The following is a 19,209-nucleotide window of genomic DNA, read 5'->3' on the forward strand; positions in this document are numbered from 1 at the left end:
GACTGGGCCCATGGCTGCGCAGGCTGATCCGCCGTTCGGTCGCCTGCTGACGGCGATGGTCACCCCGTTCCGCCCGGACGGGTCCCTCGACCTGGACGCCGCGGCCGCGCTCGCCGCGCGGCTGGTGGACGACCGCCACGACGGCCTCGTCGTCAACGGCACCGGGGGCGAGGCCCCCACCACCACCGACGCCGAGAAGGCGGACCTCGTCCGCGCCGTCGTCGACGCGGTCGGCGACCGCGCCCACGTCGTCGCCGGCGTCGGGACGAACGACACGGCGCACACCACCGAGCTGGCCGCGGCGGCGGAGAAGGCGGGCGCCCACGGCCTGCTCGTCGTCACGCCGTACTACTCGAAGCCGCCTCAGGCAGGCCTGCTGGCGCACTTCCGTACGGTGGCCGACGCGACCGACCTGCCGGTGATGCTGTACGACATCCCGCACCGGGCCGGCACGGCGATCGCCACCGACACGCTCCTGCGCCTCGCCGAGCACCCGCGGGTGGTGGCGGTCAAGGACGCCAAGGGCGACCTCGTCGCCACCTCGACCGTGCTGGCGCAGAGCGACCTCGTCTACTACTCCGGCGAGGACGCGCTCACTCTGCCGATGCTCGCCGTCGGGGGTGCCGGGGTGGTCGGCACCTCGACCCACTTCTGCGGGCCCGAGATGCACGCGCTGATCGACGCCGCGCTGACCGGCGACCACGCCGAGGCGCTGCGGCTGCACCGCCGCCTGCTGCCGATCCTCACGGGCATCTTCGCCACCCAGGGCGTCATCCTCGTGAAGGCCGGCCTGGAGCTGCAGGGCCGCAGCGTCGGCGGCGTACGGCTGCCGATGGTCCCCGCCACCGCCGAGCAGCGGGCGGCCCTCGCCGACGCCCTCAAGGCCTCGGGCCTCGCGTCCGCGCCGACGCGCTGAGCGCCGGGAACACCGCGCCGGCCCGGCTCGTTCCTCTGGTCGAGCAGGGTGGGCGGCGACGCCGCCGCCCGACGAGACCGGGGGGAGGTGCACAGGTTGCTGACAGGTTGGGCGAAGGGCGTGAACAGGTCGTCCCGCCACGATAAGGCTCCCACTGGGGGTGGTCCGGCCGGTCCGGACGCCCTCGCGACGCAGGAGGCCCTCACCGTGCGCACCCTCACCGGCCAGCTCGACCGCTCCACGCCCGTCGCCGCCCCGCAGGACGAGGCCGCGCCCGCCTGGCAGCCGCCGAGCTGGGAGGAGATCGTGCGCGACCACAGCGCCCGCGTCTACCGCCTCGCCTACCGCCTGACCGGCAACGCGCACGACGCCGAGGACCTGACGCAGGACGTGTTCGTCCGCGTGTTCCGGTCGCTGCACCGCTTCCAGCCGGGCACCTTCGAGGGCTGGCTGCACCGCATCACCACGAACCTCTTCCTCGACGGCGCCCGCCGCCGGCAGAAGATCCGCTTCGACGGCCTCGCCGAGGGCAGCGACGACCGGCTGGCCAGCTCCTGGCCCAACCCGTCGCAGCAGCTCGACGACGCCGACCTCGACCACGACGTGGCCGCCGCGCTCGCCGCGCTGGCGCCGACCTTCCGCGCGGCCGTGGTCCTCTGCGACATCGAGGGCCTGACGTACGAGGAGATCAGCGAGGTGCTCGACCTCAAGATCGGGACCGTGCGCAGCCGCATCCACCGCGGCCGGGCCCAGCTGCGCGAGGCGCTGGCTCACCGCCGGCCCACCGTGGAGCACACCCGCTACCTCGGCGTCGACGCCGAGCCGGGCCGCGGCCCGTCCGCGGACACCGACGGCATCGCCCTCGACCGGATGCCCGCGGGCACCTGGTGAGACACCCGTGAGCGGTCCCTGCGACGAGCTGGCCGAGCTGCGGTCCGGCCTCGTCGACGGCGCGCTGTCGCCGCAGGACCGCGAGCGGGTGATCACCCACCTGCTGGGCTGCGCGGAGTGCCGCGCCGACGTCGCCGAGCTGCGCGCCGTGCGCGACCTGCTCGGGCGCAGCGCGCGCAGCACCCCGGCCCCGACGCCGCTGTCCGACCGGCTCGTCTCGATCGCCGGCGACGCCTCGGCGCGGCCGTGGACCAAGGCGTTCGACGGCGGCAGCCCCCTCGCCCTGCCCTCCGAGCGGCACCGGGCCCGCGTGCGCGCCCTCCTCGGCGTCATCGCCGTCGGTGCGGTGGCGACGGCGCTGGGCATCACGGGATGGTTCGCGGCCCCGGTCGGCAGCCTGGCCGCCGTCGCCGACCCCGCCGACGAGGCGCAGGCCGAGTTCGGCGCCGCGGCTGCCGAGCTGTCGGTGACCGGCGCTTCGCTCAGCGCCCTGATGCTGCTCGACTCGCTGCCCGAGGCGACCCGCGACGCCGCCGACGTCGACCGTCCGCCGGCGCGCGGCCGCGACGAGGTGGGGGAGGCGGCCTCGCTCGACCTGCTCGAGCGCGCGCTCGCCGCGGGACGCACGACGACCGTCGACGGCCGCCAGGCCGTCCTCGCCCGGGTGGAGGAGCACCGCGTCGTCGCCGCGCAGGTGGGCATCGACACCCGCAGCCGGCAGGGCACCCTCGTCAGCGTCTTCGCGCCGTCGGGCTCGGTGCTCGCCAGCTCGTTCGCCCCCGCCGAGGTCGCCGCGTCCGGTGGGCCGTCGCCGGTCGACCTGATCGCGCACACGTACGCGCTCAGCGCGACGTCGGGCGTCGAGGTCGCCGGACGCACGGCCAGCGTCGTCGAGGCCACCGACCGTGCCGGCCACGTCGCCAAGCGCTGGTGGGTGGACGCCGCGACGGGCGTCCTGCTGTGGCAGGAGAGCTACGACGACGACGGGCTGAGCACCGCCGCAGGGTTCACGAGCGTCGAGGTCGTCCCGTACGCCGCGGTCCCGGCCGCCCGGACCAGCACCCGCTTCCTCACCGCCGGGCTGGCCAGCGCCAGCGCCGCGCGGCTCACGAGCTCCGGGTGGGACTGCAGCGACGAGGTCGCGGGCCTCGACCTGCTGCAGGTGAGCACCGACACCCCCACCAACCCGCGCTCGGTGCACGCCGTCTACGGCGACGGGGCCAGCACGGTGAGCGTGCTGCAGCGCCACGGACGGCTCTCGGGGGCACCCAGCGGGGCCGCCTGGGACGACGGCATGGAGGTGTGGCGGCACAAGGGAGCCGTGCGGTGGGCGACCTGGCAGTCGGGGGACACGGTCTACACCGTCACGACCGACGGTTCCACGAAGCTCCTGCGCCAGGCGGTCGCCGCCTTCCCGCACGAGGGGCCGGTCCGGACGACTACCCTGGGCCGCGTGCGTGAGGGCTGGTCGAGGATCTTCGCCGATCTGAAGGGCTGAGATGGCCGACGGACCGGCCCCGGTTCGCCCGGGCTCATCGCCCCACGCCCCGGCGGCCCTGGACGGCGCCGAAGCGCCGGACCCCGGCGCCCCCTCCTACACCCCCGCGTCGTACCACTGGCCCTTCGGCGAGCCCGTCGCGCCGTCGACCCCGCCGCGGACCCGGCGACCCGGGCTCGGCAGCGTGCTGGCCCTGGCCGCCGTCACCGCGCTGCTCGTCGGCGGCGGGGCCGGCTTCGGTGCGGCCCGGCTGACGGAGCGGCCCGGCACCACGTCCGCGAGCGACCCCACGGCCGACGACCCGGTCCCGGCCCCGGTACCGTCCGGCGAGACGACCACCACCGTGGAGGTCGCCCGCCGTGCGCTGCCGGGCACGGTGATGATCGAGGTCCGGGGCTCCGGCGAGCAGAGCACGGGCTCGGGCTTCGTGCTCGACCGCGAAGGGCACATCATGACGAACAACCACGTCGTCGCCGGGGCCGCCGGCGGGGGGCGGCTGCGCGTCGTGTTCGCCGACGGCCGCCGCGCCGACGCCACGCTCGTGGGTCGCAGCCCGTCGTACGACCTCGCGGTCGTCAAGGTGAAGGCCGACGAGCGCCTGCGCCCGCTGGAGCTCGGCGACTCGTCGACCGCCGAGGTGGGCGCACCGGTCGTCGCCGTCGGCTCCCCGCTCGGGCTGCCCGGCACGGTCACCCAGGGCATCGTCTCCGCGCTGGACCGACCGGTCTCGGTCAGCTCCTCGGGCGGCGCGGACGCCCCGACCGCCTACATCGACGGCATCCAGACCGACGCGTCCATCAACCCGGGCAACTCCGGCGGCCCGCTGGTCGACGCGGCCGCCCGCGTCATCGGCGTGAACTCCGCGATCCTCACCCTCGGCTCCGGCCAGGGGCAGGGCGGCAACATCGGCATCGGCTTCGCGATCCCGGCGAACCAGGCCAGGACCATCGCCGACCTGCTCGTCAAGGACGGCAAGGCCACCTACCCCGTCATCGGCGCGCAGCTGCGCGAGGCGTCCGGCGGGGTCGAGCTGTCGGCCGTCGAGGGCGGGGGACCCGCGCGCAAGGCAGGCCTGCGGGCCGGCGACCGCGTCTCGGCGGTCGACGACCGTCGGGTGTCGACCCGGGAGGAGCTCGTGGTGGCGGTCCGGACGCACCGGCCGGGCGAAGCGGTCCGCTTCGCCTACACCCGCGGCGGCGCCAAGCGTTCCGCCGAGGTCACCCTCGGGGCGAAGGTCGGCTGACGTGACACCGCTGCTCCTCGACATCAACGGGCCCGAGTTCGCGCTGCTCATCGTGCTCGCGGTCATCCTCTTCGGCCCCGAGCGGCTGCCGGACCTCGCCCGCAAGGCCGCGCGGCTGATCAGCTTCCTCCGCGCCACGGCGAACAACGCCCAGCAGCAGCTCACGCGCGAGCTCGGCCCGGAGTTCCAGAACCTCGACTTCCGCGACCTCAACCCGCGCTCGTTCATCCAGAAGAACCTGCTCGACAACTCCCTCGTCGCCGACGTCAAGGCCGAGATCAGCGGCATCGGTGAGACGCTCTCGGAGTCTCAGGACTCGGTCCGCAAGTCCATCGACGGCGCCGCCGACGACGGCCCGAACGACGCCATGGCCGCCGCAACCCCGGACCGTACGCCGTTCGACGGCGAGGCGACGTAACTTCTGTCTCCGCTTCGCTCCGACGCGGAGCGGGCTCCAACCCGATGCCTTCCTCCCTCCCGGGCAGGACGAAAAGCGTGTCCTGCCCGTCCGGTCGTCCAGGCACCGGCGCCCGCTCCGGCGAGTCTTCTGTCCTCGCTCCGCTCGGACACGGAGCGGGCTCCAACCCGATGCGTGTCTTTTGTCCTCGCTCCGCTCGGACGCGGTCCGGGCTCTGACCCGGCGCCTTCCTCCCTCGTTCGCAGACGAAACGCGTGTCTGCTCTCTCGGTCGTCCAGGCGCCGGCGCCCGGTCCGGCGGTAGTCCGGGCAGACCTGCCGGACCACGGCGGTCTACGACCCGACCGTCACCGTCTCGCGCGACGACGAAAGCGTCGGACCAGAGCGCGAGGCGCGTCCGAGCGGAGCGAGGACATAAGTTGCGGGGCCCGCTCCGCGTCGGAGCGAAGCGGAGACGATCAGAGGGGCGAGAGACCCAGCTGCCGACCCGCCAGGTTGCGGCCGCGGGCGGCGATGGTGTCGGCGAGGCCGAGGAGTGCCTTCCCGGCTGCCGTCTCGGGGGCGTCGACGACGATCGGGACGCCCTCGTCGCCGCCGGCGCGGAGCCGCGGGTCCAGGGGGACCTGCGCCAGCACGGGGACGCTGTAGCCGAGCCGGCTGGTGAGGGCGTTCGAGACCGACTCGCCGCCGCCGGTGCCGAAGAGGTCGTGGCGCTGCAGCTCGCCGCAGTGGGGGCAGGCGACCTCGAGGTACGCCATGTTCTCGACGACGCCGAGGACGCGCTGGTTCATCATCGAGGCCATGGTGCCGGCGCGCTCGGCGACCTCGGCGGCCGCCTGCTGCGGCGTCGTGACGACGAGGACCTCGGCGTTCGGCAGCTTCTGGCCGAGCGAGATCGCGACGTCGCCCGTGCCGGGCGGCAGGTCGAGGAGCAGATAGTCGAGGTCTCCCCAGTAGACGTCGGCGAGCATCTGCGTGATCGCCCGGTCGAGGATCGGCCCACGCCACGCGACGACCTGGTCACGGCGCGGCTTGAGCATGCCGATGGAGATGACCTTCAGCCCCTGCGTGGGGACCGGCATGATCATGTCCTCGACCGCGGTCGGCCGTGCGTCGGGGACGCCCAGCATCGACGGCACCGAGTGGCCGTAGATGTCGGCGTCCAGCAGGCCGACCATGTGCCCCTTGCGAGCCAGGGCGAGCGCCAGGTTGACCGTGACCGACGACTTGCCGACCCCGCCCTTGCCGGAGGCGACGGCGATGACCTTGGTCAGCGAACCCGGCTGCGCGAAGGGGATCTCGCGCTCGGGCGTCCCGCCCTTGAGCACGTCGCGCAGGGCCGTGCGCTGCTCGTCGCTCATGACGCCCAGGTCGACGTCGACGCCGCTGATGCCCTCGACGGCGGAGACAGCCGCGGTGACGTCACGGGTCAGCGTCTCCTTCATCGGGCAGCCGGAGACGGTCAGCAGCACCCGGACGCTCGCGCGCCCCTCGGCGTCCACGTCGAGGGCGTCGACCATCCCGAGCTCGGTGATGGGACGCCTGATCTCGGGGTCGTTCACCCCGTGGAGGGCGGCGCGGACGCGCGGGACGAGCGGGTGCTCGAGCGTAGGGGTCGTCATGGTCCCTCCAGCCTAGGTCGCGACCGCAGCCGTCACGGGCCGCCGACGGTCAGCGGGACCGGACACCCTCGTCGCGCCGGCTGCCACCGTTCGCGGCGTCGCGCCGGGCGCCGTTGGTCGGGGGCCGTCGGTCGGGACGCTCCGACGTCCGGGGCTGGTCGAGCCCCTCCTGCCCGTCGTCGTCCTCGTCGTCGAGCTCGTCGATGATCTCCCGCAGCTCGGCGCGCAGCTGGCCGCGCAGGAAGTCCCGGGTGGCCAGCTCGCCGACCGACATCCGCAGGCCGGCGATCTCGCGGGCCAGGAAGTCCATGTCGGCCCGGCTCTGCGCCGTCTGCTCCCGGTCCGCCTCGAGCGCGACGCGGTCGCGGGCCTCCTGGCGGTTCTGCGCCAGCAGGATCAGGGGCGCGGCGTACGAGGCCTGCAGCGAGAGGACGAGGGTGAGGAAGATGAACGGGTACTCGTCGAAACGTGGTCGCGGCGGGCCGTAGGGGACGTTCCAGAGGACCCAGACGATGATGACCACCGTCATGCCGCCCAGGAACCGTGCGGTGCCCATGAAGCGGGCGAACCCCTCGGCGAACTTGCCGAAGGCGTCACGGTCCCAGCGCACGCGGGGCAGTACGGAGCGGGTGCGCCGCCCCGGGGTGTTCAGCCGCTGCTGCTCCCGGCTGCCGAGGTCGTTGTCGCGCTCAGCCCTGGCCACGGCTCACCGCCTCGTCGAGCGGGCGGACGGGCGGGATCTGGCCGATGCCGGTGGCCTCCTCGAGCGGTGCGTCCAGCTGGTCGCCGCGCCAGTCGGTCGGCAGCGCGTGGTCGAGCACGTCGTCGACGGTGATGGCGCCGATGAGGCGGTGACTGGAGTCGACCACCGGCGCGTTGACCAGGTTGTACGTCGCGAAGTAGCGGCTGACGGCGTGCAGGCCCGCGTCCACGCTGACCGGTTCGATGTCGGTGTCCACGAGGGCCGAGACGAGCGTCGACGGCGGCTCGCGCAGCAGCCGCTGGAAGTGCACGGCGCCGATGTAGCGCCCGGTCGGCGTCTCCAGCGGTGCGCGGCAGACGTACGCCATGCAGGCCAGGGCGGGCGTCAGCGTCGGCTCGCGGATCCGGGCCAGCGCGTCCGCCACCGTCGCGTCCGGCGGCAGCACGACCGGCTCCGGCGTCATCATGCCGCCGGCGGTGAACTCGCTGTAGCTCAGCAGCCGGCGCACGTCGCGCGCCTCGCTCGGCTCCATGTGCTGCAGCAGCACCTCGGCCATGTCGTCGCTGAGCTCGTTGATCAGGTCCGCCGCGTCGTCGGGGTCCATCTCCTCCAGCACGTCGGCGGCCCGGTCGGGCTCGAGCTGGGAGATCAGCGCCACCTGCTCGTCCTCGGGCAGCTCCTCGATCGCGTCCGCGAGCTTGGTGTCGTCGAGGGCCGAGGCCACCTCGACGCGCCGTTCCGGCGTCATCTCGTGGAGCTCGCGCGCCACGTCGGCGGCCTTCATGTCCTCGAGCTGGGCGAGCAGCTGCTCGGTGCCCTGGCCCCCGTCGGTCGTCCCGGGCAGGCGGATGCTGCGCCAGTCGACGATGGTCACGTTGCCCGGCCGGCCGAAGCGGCGCGCCGGCCCGGCGGCGCGCAGGGCCACCTGCGAGAGCTCCCAGTCGCGCGAGCGCACCGGCGTCATCGCCACGTCGAAGATCACCGCCCGGCTGGGTCCGGCCGGGTCCAGCCGCTCGACCCCGAGGTCGAAGAGGTCGTCGATCACCAGGGTCTCGGAGTCGCGCCGCTCGAAGCGGCGCGTGTTCACCACGCCGGAGATCACGACCTGCACCGCGTCGATGCTGGAGGTGCGGACCATCGGGATGAAGATCCGGTGCCGCGCGAAGAGCTCGACGACCAGGCCCTTGACCCGGGGCGCGAGGAACCCCGCGCGTCGCTGCACGACGACGTCGCGCAGCCGTCCCACCTGGTCGCCCGAGAGGTCGAGGACCGGCAGGCCACGGATGCGGGAGACGAAGATCGTGCTCGAGGTCGCGGACGCCACGGGGCGATTATCGTCCCCGGTACGCGTCCGTCTCACCGGCGACGCGTGCGAGGCTCGTGCGGGCCGCACACCGGCCTGCTGGCGGGACACCGATGATCATGGAGAGGAGCGACGCCGTGGCTGATGATCATGGTGCGGGCCGCGTGAGGTTCAAGGACCTCTGCGTCGACGTGGGCGACCTCGACGCCGCGGCCGCCTTCTTCGGGCCGCTGCTGGGGCTGGAGCAGCAGGAGCGGCGCGACGCGGTGCTCCTGCTCGGCGACGACGTGGCCGAGCACGCGGTGTGGCTGAACCTCGTCCCCGAGCCGCGGACGGTCAAGAACCGGGTGCACCTCGACGTCGACGTGGCTGCCGTGGACGACGTCCTGGCCCTCGATGCGCGGGTGCTCGACGCCAGCCAGCCCTGGACGGTGCTGACGCAGGACCAGGCTGGCGAGCTGTGCGTCTTCGTCCGGCCACCCGATCGGCTGCGGCCCTACCGCCTGTACGAGCTCGTCGTCGACTGCGCCGACCCGTGGGCGGTCGGTGCGTGGTGGGCCGAACGGTTCGGCGTGGAGCTGCAGGACGACGGCGAGGTCGTGTGGCTCGACGGTGGCCCCGACGGACGCCCGGCGACGACGAGCGGGCTGCCGTGGGAGCTCGTCTTCGCCGCCGTGCCTGAACGGAAGCGGGTGAAGAACCGCGTGCACTTCGACGTCGAGGGCTCGACCGCGGCGCTGCTCGAGGCGGGGGCGACGCTGCTCCGTGCGCAGGACGACGAGGTCGCCTGGGACGTGCTGGCCGACCCCGAGGGCAACGAGTTCTGCGTGTTCGCGCCCGGGAAGGGTGGTGCCGGCAACCCTCGACCGTGACTGGAGAGGTCGCTGCGACCCCTGTGCACCCGGGTGGCGCGGGGCTACGGTGCTCGGGCTCGGGGACCCAGATGCTGCGGAGGCCCACATGCCCGTGCCCACGTCGTCCCACCCGCGTCCGCTGCTCCGGCAAGGAGCGGCGTCGGCCGCTGTCCTGGCCCTCGCCCTCGGAACCGTCGGCGTCCTGCCCGGGTCCGCCGCGGCGGCGCCGGTGGTTGGCAGCCCGGTCGCGGGGCCGGCAGCCGACGGCACCTCCGCCCGCTCGGACGCACGCCTGGCCGCGAAGCTCTCGGGCATCCTCGACGACGCGCGCAGCCGTACGGAGTCCGACGTCTCGGTGCTCGACGCCGACACCGGCCAGGTCCTCTACGCCCGCCGCGCGAGCAGCGCGGGCATGCCGGCCTCGAACGCCAAGATCCTCACCGCCGTGGCGGCGCTGCACGAGCTCGGGCCCGGCTACCGGTTCAGCACCGACGTGGTCCGCCGGGGCAAGGTGCGCGACGGCGTCCTGCACGGCAACCTCTACCTCGTCGGGCACGGCGACCCCACCACGCGGCAGTCCGACTACGCCGGGCTCGCCGAGGACGTGCGGGCCGCGGGGATCACGGCGGTCACCGGCAAGGTCGTCGCCGACGGCAGCTTCTTCGACGACAAGCGCTACAACCCCGGCTGGTCCACCTCGTACGCGTCGGCCTCCTACGCCGCCCAGACCGCGGCCCTGACCGTCGCGCCCGACGCGGACCTCGACAGCGGCACGGTCCTCGTCAAGGTGAAGGGCGGCTCCCGCGGGAAGCGCCCGACGCTCAGCACGACGCCGGGGGCCGCGAAGAAGTACCTCGAGCTCGTCAACCAGGCCTCGACGACGGGGTCCACGAGCGTCTCGCTGGGGCGCGGGCTCGGCGGCAACACCGTCACGGTGCGCGGGCACGTCCGGGCCGGGACGACCTGGTCCGGGCTGGTCACCGTCGACAAGCCGGAGCTGTACGCGGCGGCGGTGTTCCGCCGCGAGCTCTCGCGGCAGGACGTGGAGGTCGAGGGCGGCACCAAGCTCGGCACGACGCCCGCGACGAAGCGGACCCGGGTCGCGCGCGACCGCTCGGTCCCGCTCGCGGAGCTGCTGGTGCCCTTCCTCAAGCTGTCGAACAACCTGCACGCCGAGGCGCTCACCAAGACCATGGGCACCCTCGACGGCCGCCCGGGGAGCTGGCCCGGCGGCCTGGCCCGGACGACCGCGTACGTCCGGGGGCTCGGGGTGCCGACGAAGGGCCTCAGCCTCACCGACGGCTCCGGCGTGGCCCGCCGCGACCGGGTCAGCCCGCTGACCCTCACCAGCGTGCTGGTCACGGTGCGCGAGGAGCCGTGGTGGCCGGCCTTCGACGCGGGCCTGCCGGTGGCCGGCGTGAACAGCCACTGGGTGGGCGGCACGCTGCGCCACCGGATGAACGGCACCCGCGCCGCGGACAACGCGCACGCCAAGACCGGTTCGCTCACCGGCGTCACCGCGCTCAGCGGGTACGTCACCGGGCGCGACGGACGGCACTACGCCTTCTCCATGGTCAGCAACTACGCGGGCGCCACGCCCCGTCCGGTCGAGAACGAGCTGGTGGTCGCCCTGGCCGGCTGGCGGGGCTGACTCGGGCCTGGGATCACCGGCCGTCGGGTAGAACAAGGGCATGGACCTGGATCTCCCCGCCCTCGGCCGTTGCGCCCTCGCCGGCCTCGCGACCGGCGCCCGGTCGTTCAGCGGGCTCGCGGCCCAGGTGGCCGTGACCCCCGACCTGGCGCAGCGCCAGCCCGAGGCGACCTTCGGGCGGCTCTGGGTGAAGGGGGTCGTCGCGCTGGCCGCGGCCGGCGAGCTCGTGGGGGACAAGCTCCCCAGCGCGCCCAGCCGGCTCGCACCGCCCGTCCTGCTGTCCCGGCTCGCCCTCGCCGCGGGCACCGCGCTGCTCGTGACCCGGGCCGAGGACGAGGAGGACCGGGCGCGGCAGGCGCCCGCGGCGCACGAGCAGGGACCGGCCGAGGCGTCGCTGTGGCCGACCGGACCGCTGCCGGCCGTGCCGCGCAGCGCCGCGCTCGGCGTACCGGTGGCCGTCGCCGCCGCCCTCGCCTCCGCGTACCTGGGGCACGCGTGGCGGGGACGGGCCGCACGGCTGTTCCGTCGCGACTGGCCCGGAGCGGTCCTCGAGGACGCGGTGACCCTGACCCTGGCGGTGCTGGCCACCCGGCGCTAGACCGGGCACAGCGGACGCCCGGGAGACGGACAGGGACCGCACAGGCCCCACCGATAGCATCGGGAGCGACCGGAGGAGGTCCCATGTCGTTCGCTCGTCCGCAGCCCAGCTCGCTCTTCGAGCTGCAGTTCCCGCAGTCCGTCGGCATCTACAACACCTACGACGACGCCCAGCGGGCCGTCGACTACCTGGCCGACGAGAAGTTCGAGGTGCAGAACCTCGCCATCGTCGGCACCGACCTCAAGTCGGTGGAGCGGGTGCTCGGCCGGCGCAACTGGGGCACCGTCATCGCCAGCGGCGTGCAGTCGGGCCTGTCGACCGGTCTGCTCGTGGCCCTCGTGCTGCTGATCTTCACCCCCGCGGGTGCCAGCTTCCTCGCGCTCTTCGCCGTCGCCCTGGGCATCGGCATCGTGCTGGGCATCGCCTTCTCCGCGCTCGGCTACGCGCTCAGCCGCGGCCGGCGCGACTTCACCTCGATCAGCCAGACGGTCGCGACGAAGTACGAGGTCCTCTGCGAGCACAAGGTCGCCGCCCAGGCCCGCGAGATGCTGCAGAACCTCCCGGGCGCCCGCGCCGCGCAGTTCGAGTGAGCCGCGAGCGGTAGGTTGCGGCGCTCCTGGGACGCCGGAACGGCGCGGCAACCTACCCCTCGCCACACCCACCTCGTCCCACCTCCCATCGAGCGGTAGGTTGCGGCGCTCCTGGAGGCGATAACGGCGCGGCAACCTACCTCTCGATCTGCCAGGGCCGGCCGGGAAGGACGGGTTCGCTAGAGCCAGCGGTTGCGCTTGAACCCTGCGTAGAGGCTGACCATGATCAGCGCGATGAGCCCGAGGGCGGCGTAGTAGCCGTAGTGCCAGTGCAGCTCGGGCATGTTGTCGAAGTTCATGCCGTAGATGCCGGCGATCATGGTCGGGACGGCGACGATCGCGACCCACGCGGAGATCTTGCGCATGTCCTCGTTGTCGGCGACCGACGCGCGGGCCAGACCGGCCTGCAGGATCGAGCTCAGCACCTCGTCGAACGACGCGACCGCCTCGCGCACCTGCGTGTGGTGGTCTGCGAGCTCGCGGAAGTACGCGCGGGCCTGCGGCGGCACGACGGGCAGCTCGCGCGTCGCCAGCCGCAGCAACGGGGCGCCGAGCGGGAGCACGCAGCGCTTGAACTCGATCAGCTCGCGCTTGAGCTGGTAGACGCGGTCGACCTCGTGCGAGCCGCCGCGCGCGAACACCGCGCTCTCGACCTCGTCGACGTCGGTCTCGATCTCGTCGACCACGGCCAGGTAGTCGTCGATGATCTTGTCGGTGACGGCGTACAGCACCTCCCACGGGCCGCGGGCGAGCCGTTCCGGGTCGGCCTCGAGCGAACGCCGCAGCGCGCTCAGCTGCGCGTGCTCGCCGCGCCGGACCGTGATCACGAAGTGGTCGCCGAGGAAGATCATCACCTGGCCGGTGGTGACGACCTCGGAGTTCTCCGTCATCTCCTCGTGGTCGACGTACGCGACCGTCGAGACGACCATGAACAGGTCGTCGCCGAACGTCTCCAGCTTGGAACGGTCGTGGCCGTGCACGGCGTCCTCGATCGCCAGCGGGTGCAGCGCGAACTGCGAGGCCAGCGCCTCGAGGTCGGCGTCGCCCGGGTCCTTGAGGCCCAGCCACACGAAGCCCTCACCGGCCTGGGCGCCCTGGGCCGCCTCGGCGATGCTCTGCGCCGGCCGGCGCACGCCGTCGACGTACCAGGCCCAGGCGACGACCGAGCTGACGTCGTCGTCGACCGGGGTGACGGGCGTGGTGCCCGCCGCCCGGCGGCCCAGCACGGACAGCGGCAGCGTCATGCCCGGCAGGTGCCGGCGCTGGGGGAGCGCCGTCATCGCGCGGAGACCGGCGCGGCGTCACCCGACCTCGGCGTGGCCGTACCGGTCCCCGAGCCCGCCCAGACCCCGGCCATCCACGCCTCGACGTCGTCGGCGGTCCGGGGCAGCCCGGCGGAGAGGTTCTCGTTGCCGTCGGCGGTGATGAGGATGTCGTCCTCGATCCGGACGCCGATGCCGCGCAGCTCCGCGGGGGCGAGCTGGTCGTCGGCCTTGAAGTACAGGCCCGGCTCGACGGTGATCACCATGCCCGGCGCCAGCGTGCCCTCGCGGTAGTTCTCGCGCCGCGCCTGCGAGCAGTCGTGCACGTCGAGGCCGAGGTGGTGCGAGGTGCCGTGCGGCATCCAGCGCCGGTGCTGCCCACCCTCCTCCGACAGCGCCTCCTCCAGCGGCACGGGCAGCAGCCCCCACGCGTCGAGGTGCTCCGCGACCACGCGGATCGCCGCCTTGTGCACGTCGGAGAACGTCGCTCCCGGCTTGGCCGCCGCGATGCCCGCCTCCTGCGCGGCCAGGACGGCCTCGTACACGCGGCGCTGCGCCTCGCTGAAGCGCCCGTTCACGGGCAGCGTCCGGGTGACGTCGGCGGTGTAGAGCGAGTCGAGCTCGACGCCGGCGTCGAGCAGCAGCAGGTCGCCGTCGCGCACGTCGCCGTCGTTGCGGATCCAGTGCAGCGTGCAGGCGTGGTCGCCGGCGGCGGCGATCGAGTCGTAGCCGTTGCCGTTGCCGGTGTGGCGGGCGTGCAGGCCGAAGACGCCCTCGACCCAGCGCTCGCCGCGACCGTTCGCGACGGCGCGTGGCAGGTCGGCGACGACCGCCTCGAAGCCCTCGGCCGTCCGGGTGCACGCCTCGCGCAGCTGGTCGGCCTCGAAGTCGTCCTTGACGAGGCGCAGCTCGCTGAGCGCGGTCAGCAGCTCCGCGTCGCGCTCGGCCTCGCCGATCGGGTCCTCCGTCGTGGGTTGCTCCTGGCCCTCGACGGCCGCCGCCTGCGTCGCCGGCGCCACCTCGGCCAGGACCGCGGCGACCTCGGGGGCCAGGTCGGCCCGGTTGGCGCGGACGGTGATGGTGTCGGCGTCCTTGCGCAGGTGGTCGGCGAGCTCGTCGACCGGAGCCGTGCGCAGGCCCGTCAGCGCCGCCATCTCCTCCAGCGAGAAGCGCCGCCCGACCCACATCTCGCCGTAGCGGGCGTCGGCGTAGAACTCCGAGGAGTCGCGCGGCGCCCGCGGCTTGAAGTAGAGCGTCGCGTCGTGGCCCGCGTCGGTCGGCTCCAGGACCAGCACCGCGTCGGGCTCCCGGTCGGTGCCGAGCCCCGTCAGGTGGGCGAAGGCGGAGTGCGGGCGGAAGCGGTAGTCGTTGTCGTTCGAGCGGACCTTCAGCCCGCCGGCGGCCACCACGAGCCGCTCGCCGGGGAACAGCGCGCTGAGCGCCTCCCGGCGGGCGGCGGTCCACGCGGTCGCGGGCAGCGGCTCGGGGCGCTCGGTGGGGTAGGGCGCCCAGCCCTGCGCGATGAAGGCCTTGAACGCGTCCGAGAAGGGGACGGCGCGGTTGCTCGCCGGCGGCTCCTCGCTCGTCACGACGGTCGCGGTCTCGTCCGGGTCTGCAGGGCTCATGACCCGACCTCCCTCTCCAAGCGTCTTGTGGTCCGTCGGGCATTCTCGCACCGGCCCGCAACGGGCAGGTGAACGCACGGGACACCGCTTCGCATAGTCCGCCGAACCGTCGCCGCCCGCCTCCGAGGTCCACGCCCGCCGCCTCCGAGGTCCACGCCCGCGGTCCAGGGGAGGGCGACCGCTAGGTTGGCGGGCATGACGCTGCTCTACCTCGTGCGCCACGGCGAGACCGAGTGGAGCAGGGACGGGCGGCACACCTCGGTGACCGACCTGCCGCTGACCGAGCACGGGCGCGAGCAGGCGCTGAAGCTCTTCGGCCACCTCGACCCCTCGGCGTTCGGCCTCGTGCTCACCAGCCCGCGCCACCGCGCCATGATCACCGCCGAGCTGGCCGGGTTCGTCGGGCCGCACGCCCCCGAGGTCGACGAGGACCTCGTGGAGTGGGCGTACGGGGACTACGAGGGCCTCACGAGCCCGCAGATCCACGAGCAGGCGCCCGGCTGGACGATCTTCACCTCCCCGACCCCCGGCGGTGAGACCCCCGAGCAGGTCCGCGAGCGGATGGACCGCGTCATCGAGCGGGTCCGGACGAGCGGCGTCGAGCAGGCGGTCGTCTTCAGCCACGGGCACGCGCTGCGGGCGCTGACGCTCTGCTGGCTCGGGCTCGACCTGGCCGTGGGCGACCGCTTCCCCCTCGACACGAGCACCGTCTCGATCCTCGGCGAGGCCAAGGGCGGTCCGGCGCTGCGCCAGTGGAACGCGCCGCCCGCCTAGGGGCACCTCCCGGGCAGCGCCCAGGCCCGCCGCGCGCTCAGTAGGCTGGTGCGTCGGTCGCCCGTCCGGTGGACGGGGCGACGCGCCCCGGGCCCGGGGCGACGCGGGAAGAGGTGAGGACGATCAGAGCCGACGTGACGGCGCAGCTGCGGCTGCTCGACCTGCAGGCGGTCGACTCGACCATCGCCCGCCTCGCCCAGCAGCGCCGGACGCTGCCCGAGCAGGCCACCCTCGACCGTCTCGGCGCGGAGTCGGCCACGGTCGGCGAGGACCTCGTCGGCGCCCAGACGCGCGTCTCGGACCTGGAGCTGGACACCGAGCGGGCCGAGGCCGACCTCGAACCCGTCCGCCAGCGGCTGGCCCGCAACGAGAAGCGCATCGCCGACGGCACCGTCGACGCCAAGTCGCTCGGCTCGATGGTCGAGGAGGTCGCCCACCTGCGGAGGCGCATCGGCGACCTCGAGGACGTCGAGCTCGAGGTCATGGAGGCGCTCGAGCAGGCCCAGGCGGAGCGGGACGCGCTGCAGACCCGCGTGGACGCGCTCGCCGCCCAGATCGACGAGGCCACCGCGGCCCGCGACCGGGCCGCCGGCGCGCTGGCCAACGAGGCCGCGTACCAGCGCACCGAGCGCGACCGGCTGCTGCCCGAGCTGCCCGCCGACCTCGTCGCGCTCTACACCAAGATCGCCACCAGCAAGGGCGGGGTCGGCGCCGCCGAGCTGCTGCACCGCCGCTGCACCGGCTGCCAGCTCGAGGTCAACGCGAACGAGCTGCGCGCGTACGCCGCCACCCCGCCGGAGGAGGTGCTGCGCTGCGAGGAGTGCGGCCGGATCCTCGTGCGCACGGCGGAGTCGGGGCTGTGACGCGGCCCGACGCCGTGGCGACGGCGTAGGGCGGCACCCGTGCCCTCCCCCAAGATCGGCCTGCCGGCGCGCGTCCTGCAGGCGCCCGAGACCGCCGGGGTCACCCGCGGCCTCGAGCACATCCGGGCCGAGCTCGACGTGCCGACCGACTTCCCGCCCGAGGTCCTCGCGGCCGCCGAGCGGGCTGCGGCCGCGCCGCGCCTGCCCGACCTCGACCGCACCGACCTCGAGCTGCTGACCATCGACCCGCCGGGGTCGAAGGACCTGGACCAGGCCCTGCACGTCGCCGCGCGGACCGACGGCGGGTTCACGGTGTCGTACGCGATCGCCGACGTCGCCGCGTTCGTCAGCGCGGGCGACCCGGTCGACCTCGAGGCGCACCGGCGCGGCGAGACCTTCTACGGCCCCGACCAGCGCAGCCCGCTGCACCCGCCGGTCCTCTCCGAGGGGGCGGCGAGCCTGCTGCCCGGCGAGGTGCGGCCCGCGCTGCTGTGGACCGTGGAGCTCGACGCGCACGGGCGCACGACCGACGCCGGCGTGGTCCGCGCCCGGGTCCGCAGCCGCGAGCAGCTGACGTACGAGCAGGCGCAGGACGACATCGACCACCCCGGGCCCGGCGGCACCCGGCCCACGCTCGCCCTGCTCGCCGAGGTGGGACCGCTGCGGGAGCAGCGCGAGCGCGAGCGCGGCGGCGTCAGCCTCAACCTGCCGGAGCAGGAGGTCGTTCCCGTCGACGGCGGTGGCTTCGACCTCACCTACCGCGCGTTGCTGCCCGTCGAGGGCTGGAACGCGCAGATCTCCCTGCTGACGGGCATGGCGGCCGCGCACCTGATGCTCTACGCCCGCGTGGGGATCGTGCGCACGATGCCGCCGGCCACCGGTTCCGCGCTGCGGCGGCTGCGGGCCGTGGCGAAGGCGCTCGGCATCCGCTGGCCCGCCGAGCTCGACTACCCCGAGCTCGTCCGCAGCCTCGACCCGGCGCGGCCCCGTGACGCGGCGATGATGAACGCCTGCACCGTGCTGTTCCGGGGGGCGGGCTACGCCGCCTTCGACGGCAGCGTCCCCGAGGATCCCGAGCACGCGGCGATCGCCAGCGACTACAGCCACGTGACCGCGCCGCTGCGCCGCCTCGTCGACCGCTACGCCGGGGAGGTCTGCCTCGCCCTGTGCGCCGGGACCCCCGTGCCGGGCTGGGTCCGCGACGCCCTGCCGCAGCTGCCGGAGGAGATGGCCCGCGCCGACCAGGCGGCCCACCGCTACGAGCGCGCGGTCGTCGACTGGGTCGAGGCGTGCCTGCTCCAGCCGCGCGTCGGCGAGGTGTTCACGGGCACGGTCGTCGAGGTCGAGCCGGAGAAGTCCCGCGGGACCGTGGTGGTTCAGGACCCGGCCGTCGAGGCGCGCGTGTCCGGCAACGACCTCCCCCTCGGCCACGAGCTCCAGGTCCGCCTGGCCGCCGCCGACCCCGAGACCGGAACCGTCAGGTTCGAGCGCGCCTGAGCGGGCGCTCCCGTACGCCGCGGGTCCGCCGCAGACCACGGCCGGGCAGGAAGTGCACCGTCAGACCTGCTCCTGCGGGCACCACCAGGTCGTGCGGCCGCCGACGGTGGCGCGCACCATCTGGGCGCCGCAGCGCGGGCAGTGCGCGCCCGCGTGCCGGAACTCGATCACCTCGCCCGTGTGCACCCCGCCCTGGCGGATGGCGTCCTTGGTCGCGTCGTGCAGGGCGTCGTGCAGGCGTACGAGCTCGTCGCGGCTGAGCTGGTCGGCGGGGCGTCGCGGCGAGAGCCGGGCCTGCCAGAGCGTCTCGTCGGCGAGCAGGTTGCCGACCCCGGCCACGACGGACTGGTCGAGCAGCTTCGCCTTGACCGGCGCGGAACCGCGCCCGAGGCGTTCGACGAGCTCGTCGACACCGACCTCCTCCGCGTCCGGGCCGAGCCGGCTCACGTCCGGGTCCAGCCGTACGCGGCCGAGGCGGCGCTTGTCGAACAGCCGCAGGGTGCCGCCGTCGGCGAACGTGAGCGTGAACCGGTCCCACACCGCCTTGCGGTCGGGTTCGTCGCCGCCGCGGCCGTAGCGACCGCCCGTCCAGTCGCCGCCCTGGGTGAGCGCGCCGTCGGGCCCGGTGACGAGGATCCGTCCGCTCATCCCCAGGTGGATGCCGAGCGTCGGCCCGGGCGTCGAGTCGCCGTCGGTCCCGGACGTGTCGCACCACATGCTCTTGCCCTGCCGGTGCGCGGCGGTCAGCGAGCGGCCGACCAGCGCGGCCGCGATCTCCCCGGGCGCGTGCGGCCGGCACTCGTAGGTGTCGGTGTCGTCGACCGCGGCGATCGGCCGGTCGAGCGCCGCCGCCTCGATCGTCGCGCGGGCGCTCTCCACCTCGGGCAGCTCTGGCACGGCGC

The 19,209-nt window shown here is 74.3% G+C and carries 18 protein-coding genes; 12 read left to right on the plus strand and 6 right to left on the minus strand.

Going from position 1 to position 19,209, the window contains the following annotated elements; genetic code table 11:
• Positions 1 to 10 precede the first annotated feature (10 nt).
• The 5 genes from dapA to BMY04_RS16105 all read left to right on the plus strand — a co-directional run bounded on the left by dapA (position 11) and on the right by BMY04_RS16105 (position 4,966).
• The gene (gene dapA / locus BMY04_RS16085; RefSeq protein WP_091183152.1) at positions 11 to 916 is read left to right on the plus strand and encodes a 4-hydroxy-tetrahydrodipicolinate synthase; all 906 of its coding nucleotides are present in this window, start codon (positions 11 to 13) and stop codon (positions 914 to 916) included.
• 207 nt (positions 917 to 1,123) lie between these two features.
• The gene (sigE, locus tag BMY04_RS16090; RefSeq protein ID WP_091183156.1) at positions 1,124 to 1,807 is read left to right on the plus strand and encodes an RNA polymerase sigma factor SigE; all 684 of its coding nucleotides are present in this window, start codon (positions 1,124 to 1,126) and stop codon (positions 1,805 to 1,807) included.
• Positions 1,808 to 1,814: 7 nt separating this feature from the next.
• Positions 1,815 to 3,305, plus strand: a complete 1,491-nt coding sequence (locus BMY04_RS16095; protein ID WP_091183159.1) for an anti-sigma factor family protein — start codon at positions 1,815 to 1,817, stop codon at positions 3,303 to 3,305.
• Between the two features lies 1 nt (position 3,306).
• Positions 3,307 to 4,548 (plus strand): S1C family serine protease, encoded by a 1,242-nt coding sequence (locus tag BMY04_RS16100; protein WP_091183163.1) that lies wholly within the window; start codon positions 3,307 to 3,309, stop codon positions 4,546 to 4,548.
• 1 nt (position 4,549) lies between these two features.
• The gene (locus BMY04_RS16105; RefSeq protein WP_091183167.1) at positions 4,550 to 4,966 is read left to right on the plus strand and encodes a Sec-independent protein translocase subunit TatB; all 417 of its coding nucleotides are present in this window, start codon (positions 4,550 to 4,552) and stop codon (positions 4,964 to 4,966) included.
• Positions 4,967 to 5,423: 457 nt separating this feature from the next.
• Here BMY04_RS16105 and BMY04_RS16110 read toward each other — a convergent pair whose 3' ends face one another.
• From BMY04_RS16110 to BMY04_RS16120, 3 genes are read right to left on the minus strand one after another with little or no spacing between them, the layout of a single operon-like run.
• Positions 5,424 to 6,587 carry an Mrp/NBP35 family ATP-binding protein gene (locus BMY04_RS16110; RefSeq protein ID WP_091183170.1) on the minus strand — a complete coding sequence of 388 codons (1,164 nt, stop codon included), beginning with the start codon at positions 6,585 to 6,587 and terminating at the stop codon, positions 5,424 to 5,426.
• A gap of 49 nt (positions 6,588 to 6,636) precedes the next feature.
• Positions 6,637 to 7,290, minus strand: coding sequence for a DUF1003 domain-containing protein (locus BMY04_RS16115; protein ID WP_091183173.1), 654 nt, complete (start codon positions 7,288 to 7,290; stop codon positions 6,637 to 6,639).
• Positions 7,277 to 8,614: a magnesium transporter MgtE N-terminal domain-containing protein gene (locus tag BMY04_RS16120; RefSeq protein WP_232506448.1), complete on the minus strand. Its 1,338-nt coding sequence runs from the start codon at positions 8,612 to 8,614 to the stop codon at positions 7,277 to 7,279. The genes BMY04_RS16115 and BMY04_RS16120 overlap by 14 nt, the downstream gene beginning before the upstream one ends.
• A 116-nt stretch (positions 8,615 to 8,730) precedes the next feature.
• Between BMY04_RS16120 and BMY04_RS22865 the strand changes: the two genes are divergently transcribed.
• From BMY04_RS22865 to BMY04_RS16140, 4 genes are all read left to right on the plus strand, one after another.
• Positions 8,731 to 9,465: a VOC family protein gene (locus BMY04_RS22865; protein ID WP_232506449.1), complete on the plus strand. Its 735-nt coding sequence runs from the start codon at positions 8,731 to 8,733 to the stop codon at positions 9,463 to 9,465.
• 88 nt (positions 9,466 to 9,553) lie between these two features.
• Positions 9,554 to 11,098: a D-alanyl-D-alanine carboxypeptidase/D-alanyl-D-alanine endopeptidase gene (gene dacB, locus BMY04_RS16130; protein ID WP_091183177.1), complete on the plus strand. Its 1,545-nt coding sequence runs from the start codon at positions 9,554 to 9,556 to the stop codon at positions 11,096 to 11,098.
• A gap of 40 nt (positions 11,099 to 11,138) precedes the next feature.
• Positions 11,139 to 11,696, plus strand: a complete 558-nt coding sequence (locus BMY04_RS16135) for a hypothetical protein (RefSeq protein WP_091183181.1) — start codon at positions 11,139 to 11,141, stop codon at positions 11,694 to 11,696.
• An 83-nt stretch (positions 11,697 to 11,779) separates the two neighbouring features.
• A complete protein-coding gene (locus tag BMY04_RS16140) occupies positions 11,780 to 12,286 on the plus strand; it encodes a YflT domain-containing protein (RefSeq protein ID WP_091183184.1) in 507 nt (168 codons plus the stop codon).
• A gap of 179 nt (positions 12,287 to 12,465) precedes the next feature.
• Here BMY04_RS16140 and corA read toward each other — a convergent pair whose 3' ends face one another.
• Together corA and BMY04_RS16150 are read right to left on the minus strand one after the other, a co-directional pair.
• Positions 12,466 to 13,566, minus strand: coding sequence for a magnesium/cobalt transporter CorA (gene corA / locus BMY04_RS16145; protein ID WP_091183188.1), 1,101 nt, complete (start codon positions 13,564 to 13,566; stop codon positions 12,466 to 12,468).
• A complete protein-coding gene (locus tag BMY04_RS16150; RefSeq protein WP_091183190.1) occupies positions 13,563 to 15,173 on the minus strand; it encodes an aminopeptidase P family protein in 1,611 nt (536 codons plus the stop codon). The genes corA and BMY04_RS16150 overlap by 4 nt, the downstream gene beginning before the upstream one ends.
• Positions 15,174 to 15,368: 195 nt before the next feature.
• Here BMY04_RS16150 and BMY04_RS16155 point away from each other — a divergent pair, with 195 nt between their 5' ends.
• The 3 genes from BMY04_RS16155 to BMY04_RS16165 all read left to right on the plus strand — a co-directional run bounded on the left by BMY04_RS16155 (position 15,369) and on the right by BMY04_RS16165 (position 18,307).
• On the plus strand, positions 15,369 to 15,947 hold the full coding sequence (locus BMY04_RS16155) for a histidine phosphatase family protein (RefSeq protein WP_091183194.1): 579 nt from the start codon (positions 15,369 to 15,371) through the stop codon (positions 15,945 to 15,947).
• Between the two features lie 134 nt (positions 15,948 to 16,081).
• Positions 16,082 to 16,810 (plus strand): zinc ribbon domain-containing protein, encoded by a 729-nt coding sequence (locus BMY04_RS16160; protein WP_091183197.1) that lies wholly within the window; start codon positions 16,082 to 16,084, stop codon positions 16,808 to 16,810.
• Positions 16,811 to 16,849: 39 nt separating this feature from the next.
• Complete coding sequence (locus tag BMY04_RS16165; RefSeq protein WP_232506450.1) at positions 16,850 to 18,307, plus strand: RNB domain-containing ribonuclease; 1,458 nt, start codon at positions 16,850 to 16,852, stop codon at positions 18,305 to 18,307.
• A gap of 60 nt (positions 18,308 to 18,367) precedes the next feature.
• Here the strand turns inward: BMY04_RS16165 and BMY04_RS16170 are convergent, their stop codons facing one another.
• On the minus strand, positions 18,368 to 19,204 hold the full coding sequence (locus BMY04_RS16170; protein WP_091183201.1) for an Fpg/Nei family DNA glycosylase: 837 nt from the start codon (positions 19,202 to 19,204) through the stop codon (positions 18,368 to 18,370).
• Between the last annotated feature and the right edge of the window lie 5 nt (positions 19,205 to 19,209).

Origin of the sequence: Microlunatus flavus, assembly GCF_900110855.1 — a bacterium.
GTDB classification, from domain to species: domain Bacteria; phylum Actinomycetota; class Actinomycetes; order Propionibacteriales; family Propionibacteriaceae; genus Microlunatus; species Microlunatus flavus.

Bases quoted from the DNA above. Each gene is read 5' to 3' on its own strand.
- dapA (WP_091183152.1), top strand. From the start codon at position 11: ATGGCTGCGCAGGCTGATCCGCCGTTCGGTCGCCTGCTGACGGCGATG.
- BMY04_RS16100 (WP_091183163.1), top strand. From the start codon at position 3,307: ATGGCCGACGGACCGGCCCCGGTTCGCCCGGGCTCATCGCCCCACGCC.
- BMY04_RS16110 (WP_091183170.1), bottom strand. From the start codon at position 6,587: ATGACGACCCCTACGCTCGAGCACCCGCTCGTCCCGCGCGTCCGCGCC.
- dacB (WP_091183177.1), top strand. From the start codon at position 9,554: ATGCCCGTGCCCACGTCGTCCCACCCGCGTCCGCTGCTCCGGCAAGGA.
- BMY04_RS16135 (WP_091183181.1), top strand. From the start codon at position 11,139: ATGGACCTGGATCTCCCCGCCCTCGGCCGTTGCGCCCTCGCCGGCCTC.
- BMY04_RS16140 (WP_091183184.1), top strand. From the start codon at position 11,780: ATGTCGTTCGCTCGTCCGCAGCCCAGCTCGCTCTTCGAGCTGCAGTTC.
- corA (WP_091183188.1), bottom strand. From the start codon at position 13,566: ATGACGGCGCTCCCCCAGCGCCGGCACCTGCCGGGCATGACGCTGCCG.
- BMY04_RS16150 (WP_091183190.1), bottom strand. From the start codon at position 15,173: ATGAGCCCTGCAGACCCGGACGAGACCGCGACCGTCGTGACGAGCGAG.
- BMY04_RS16155 (WP_091183194.1), top strand. From the start codon at position 15,369: ATGACGCTGCTCTACCTCGTGCGCCACGGCGAGACCGAGTGGAGCAGG.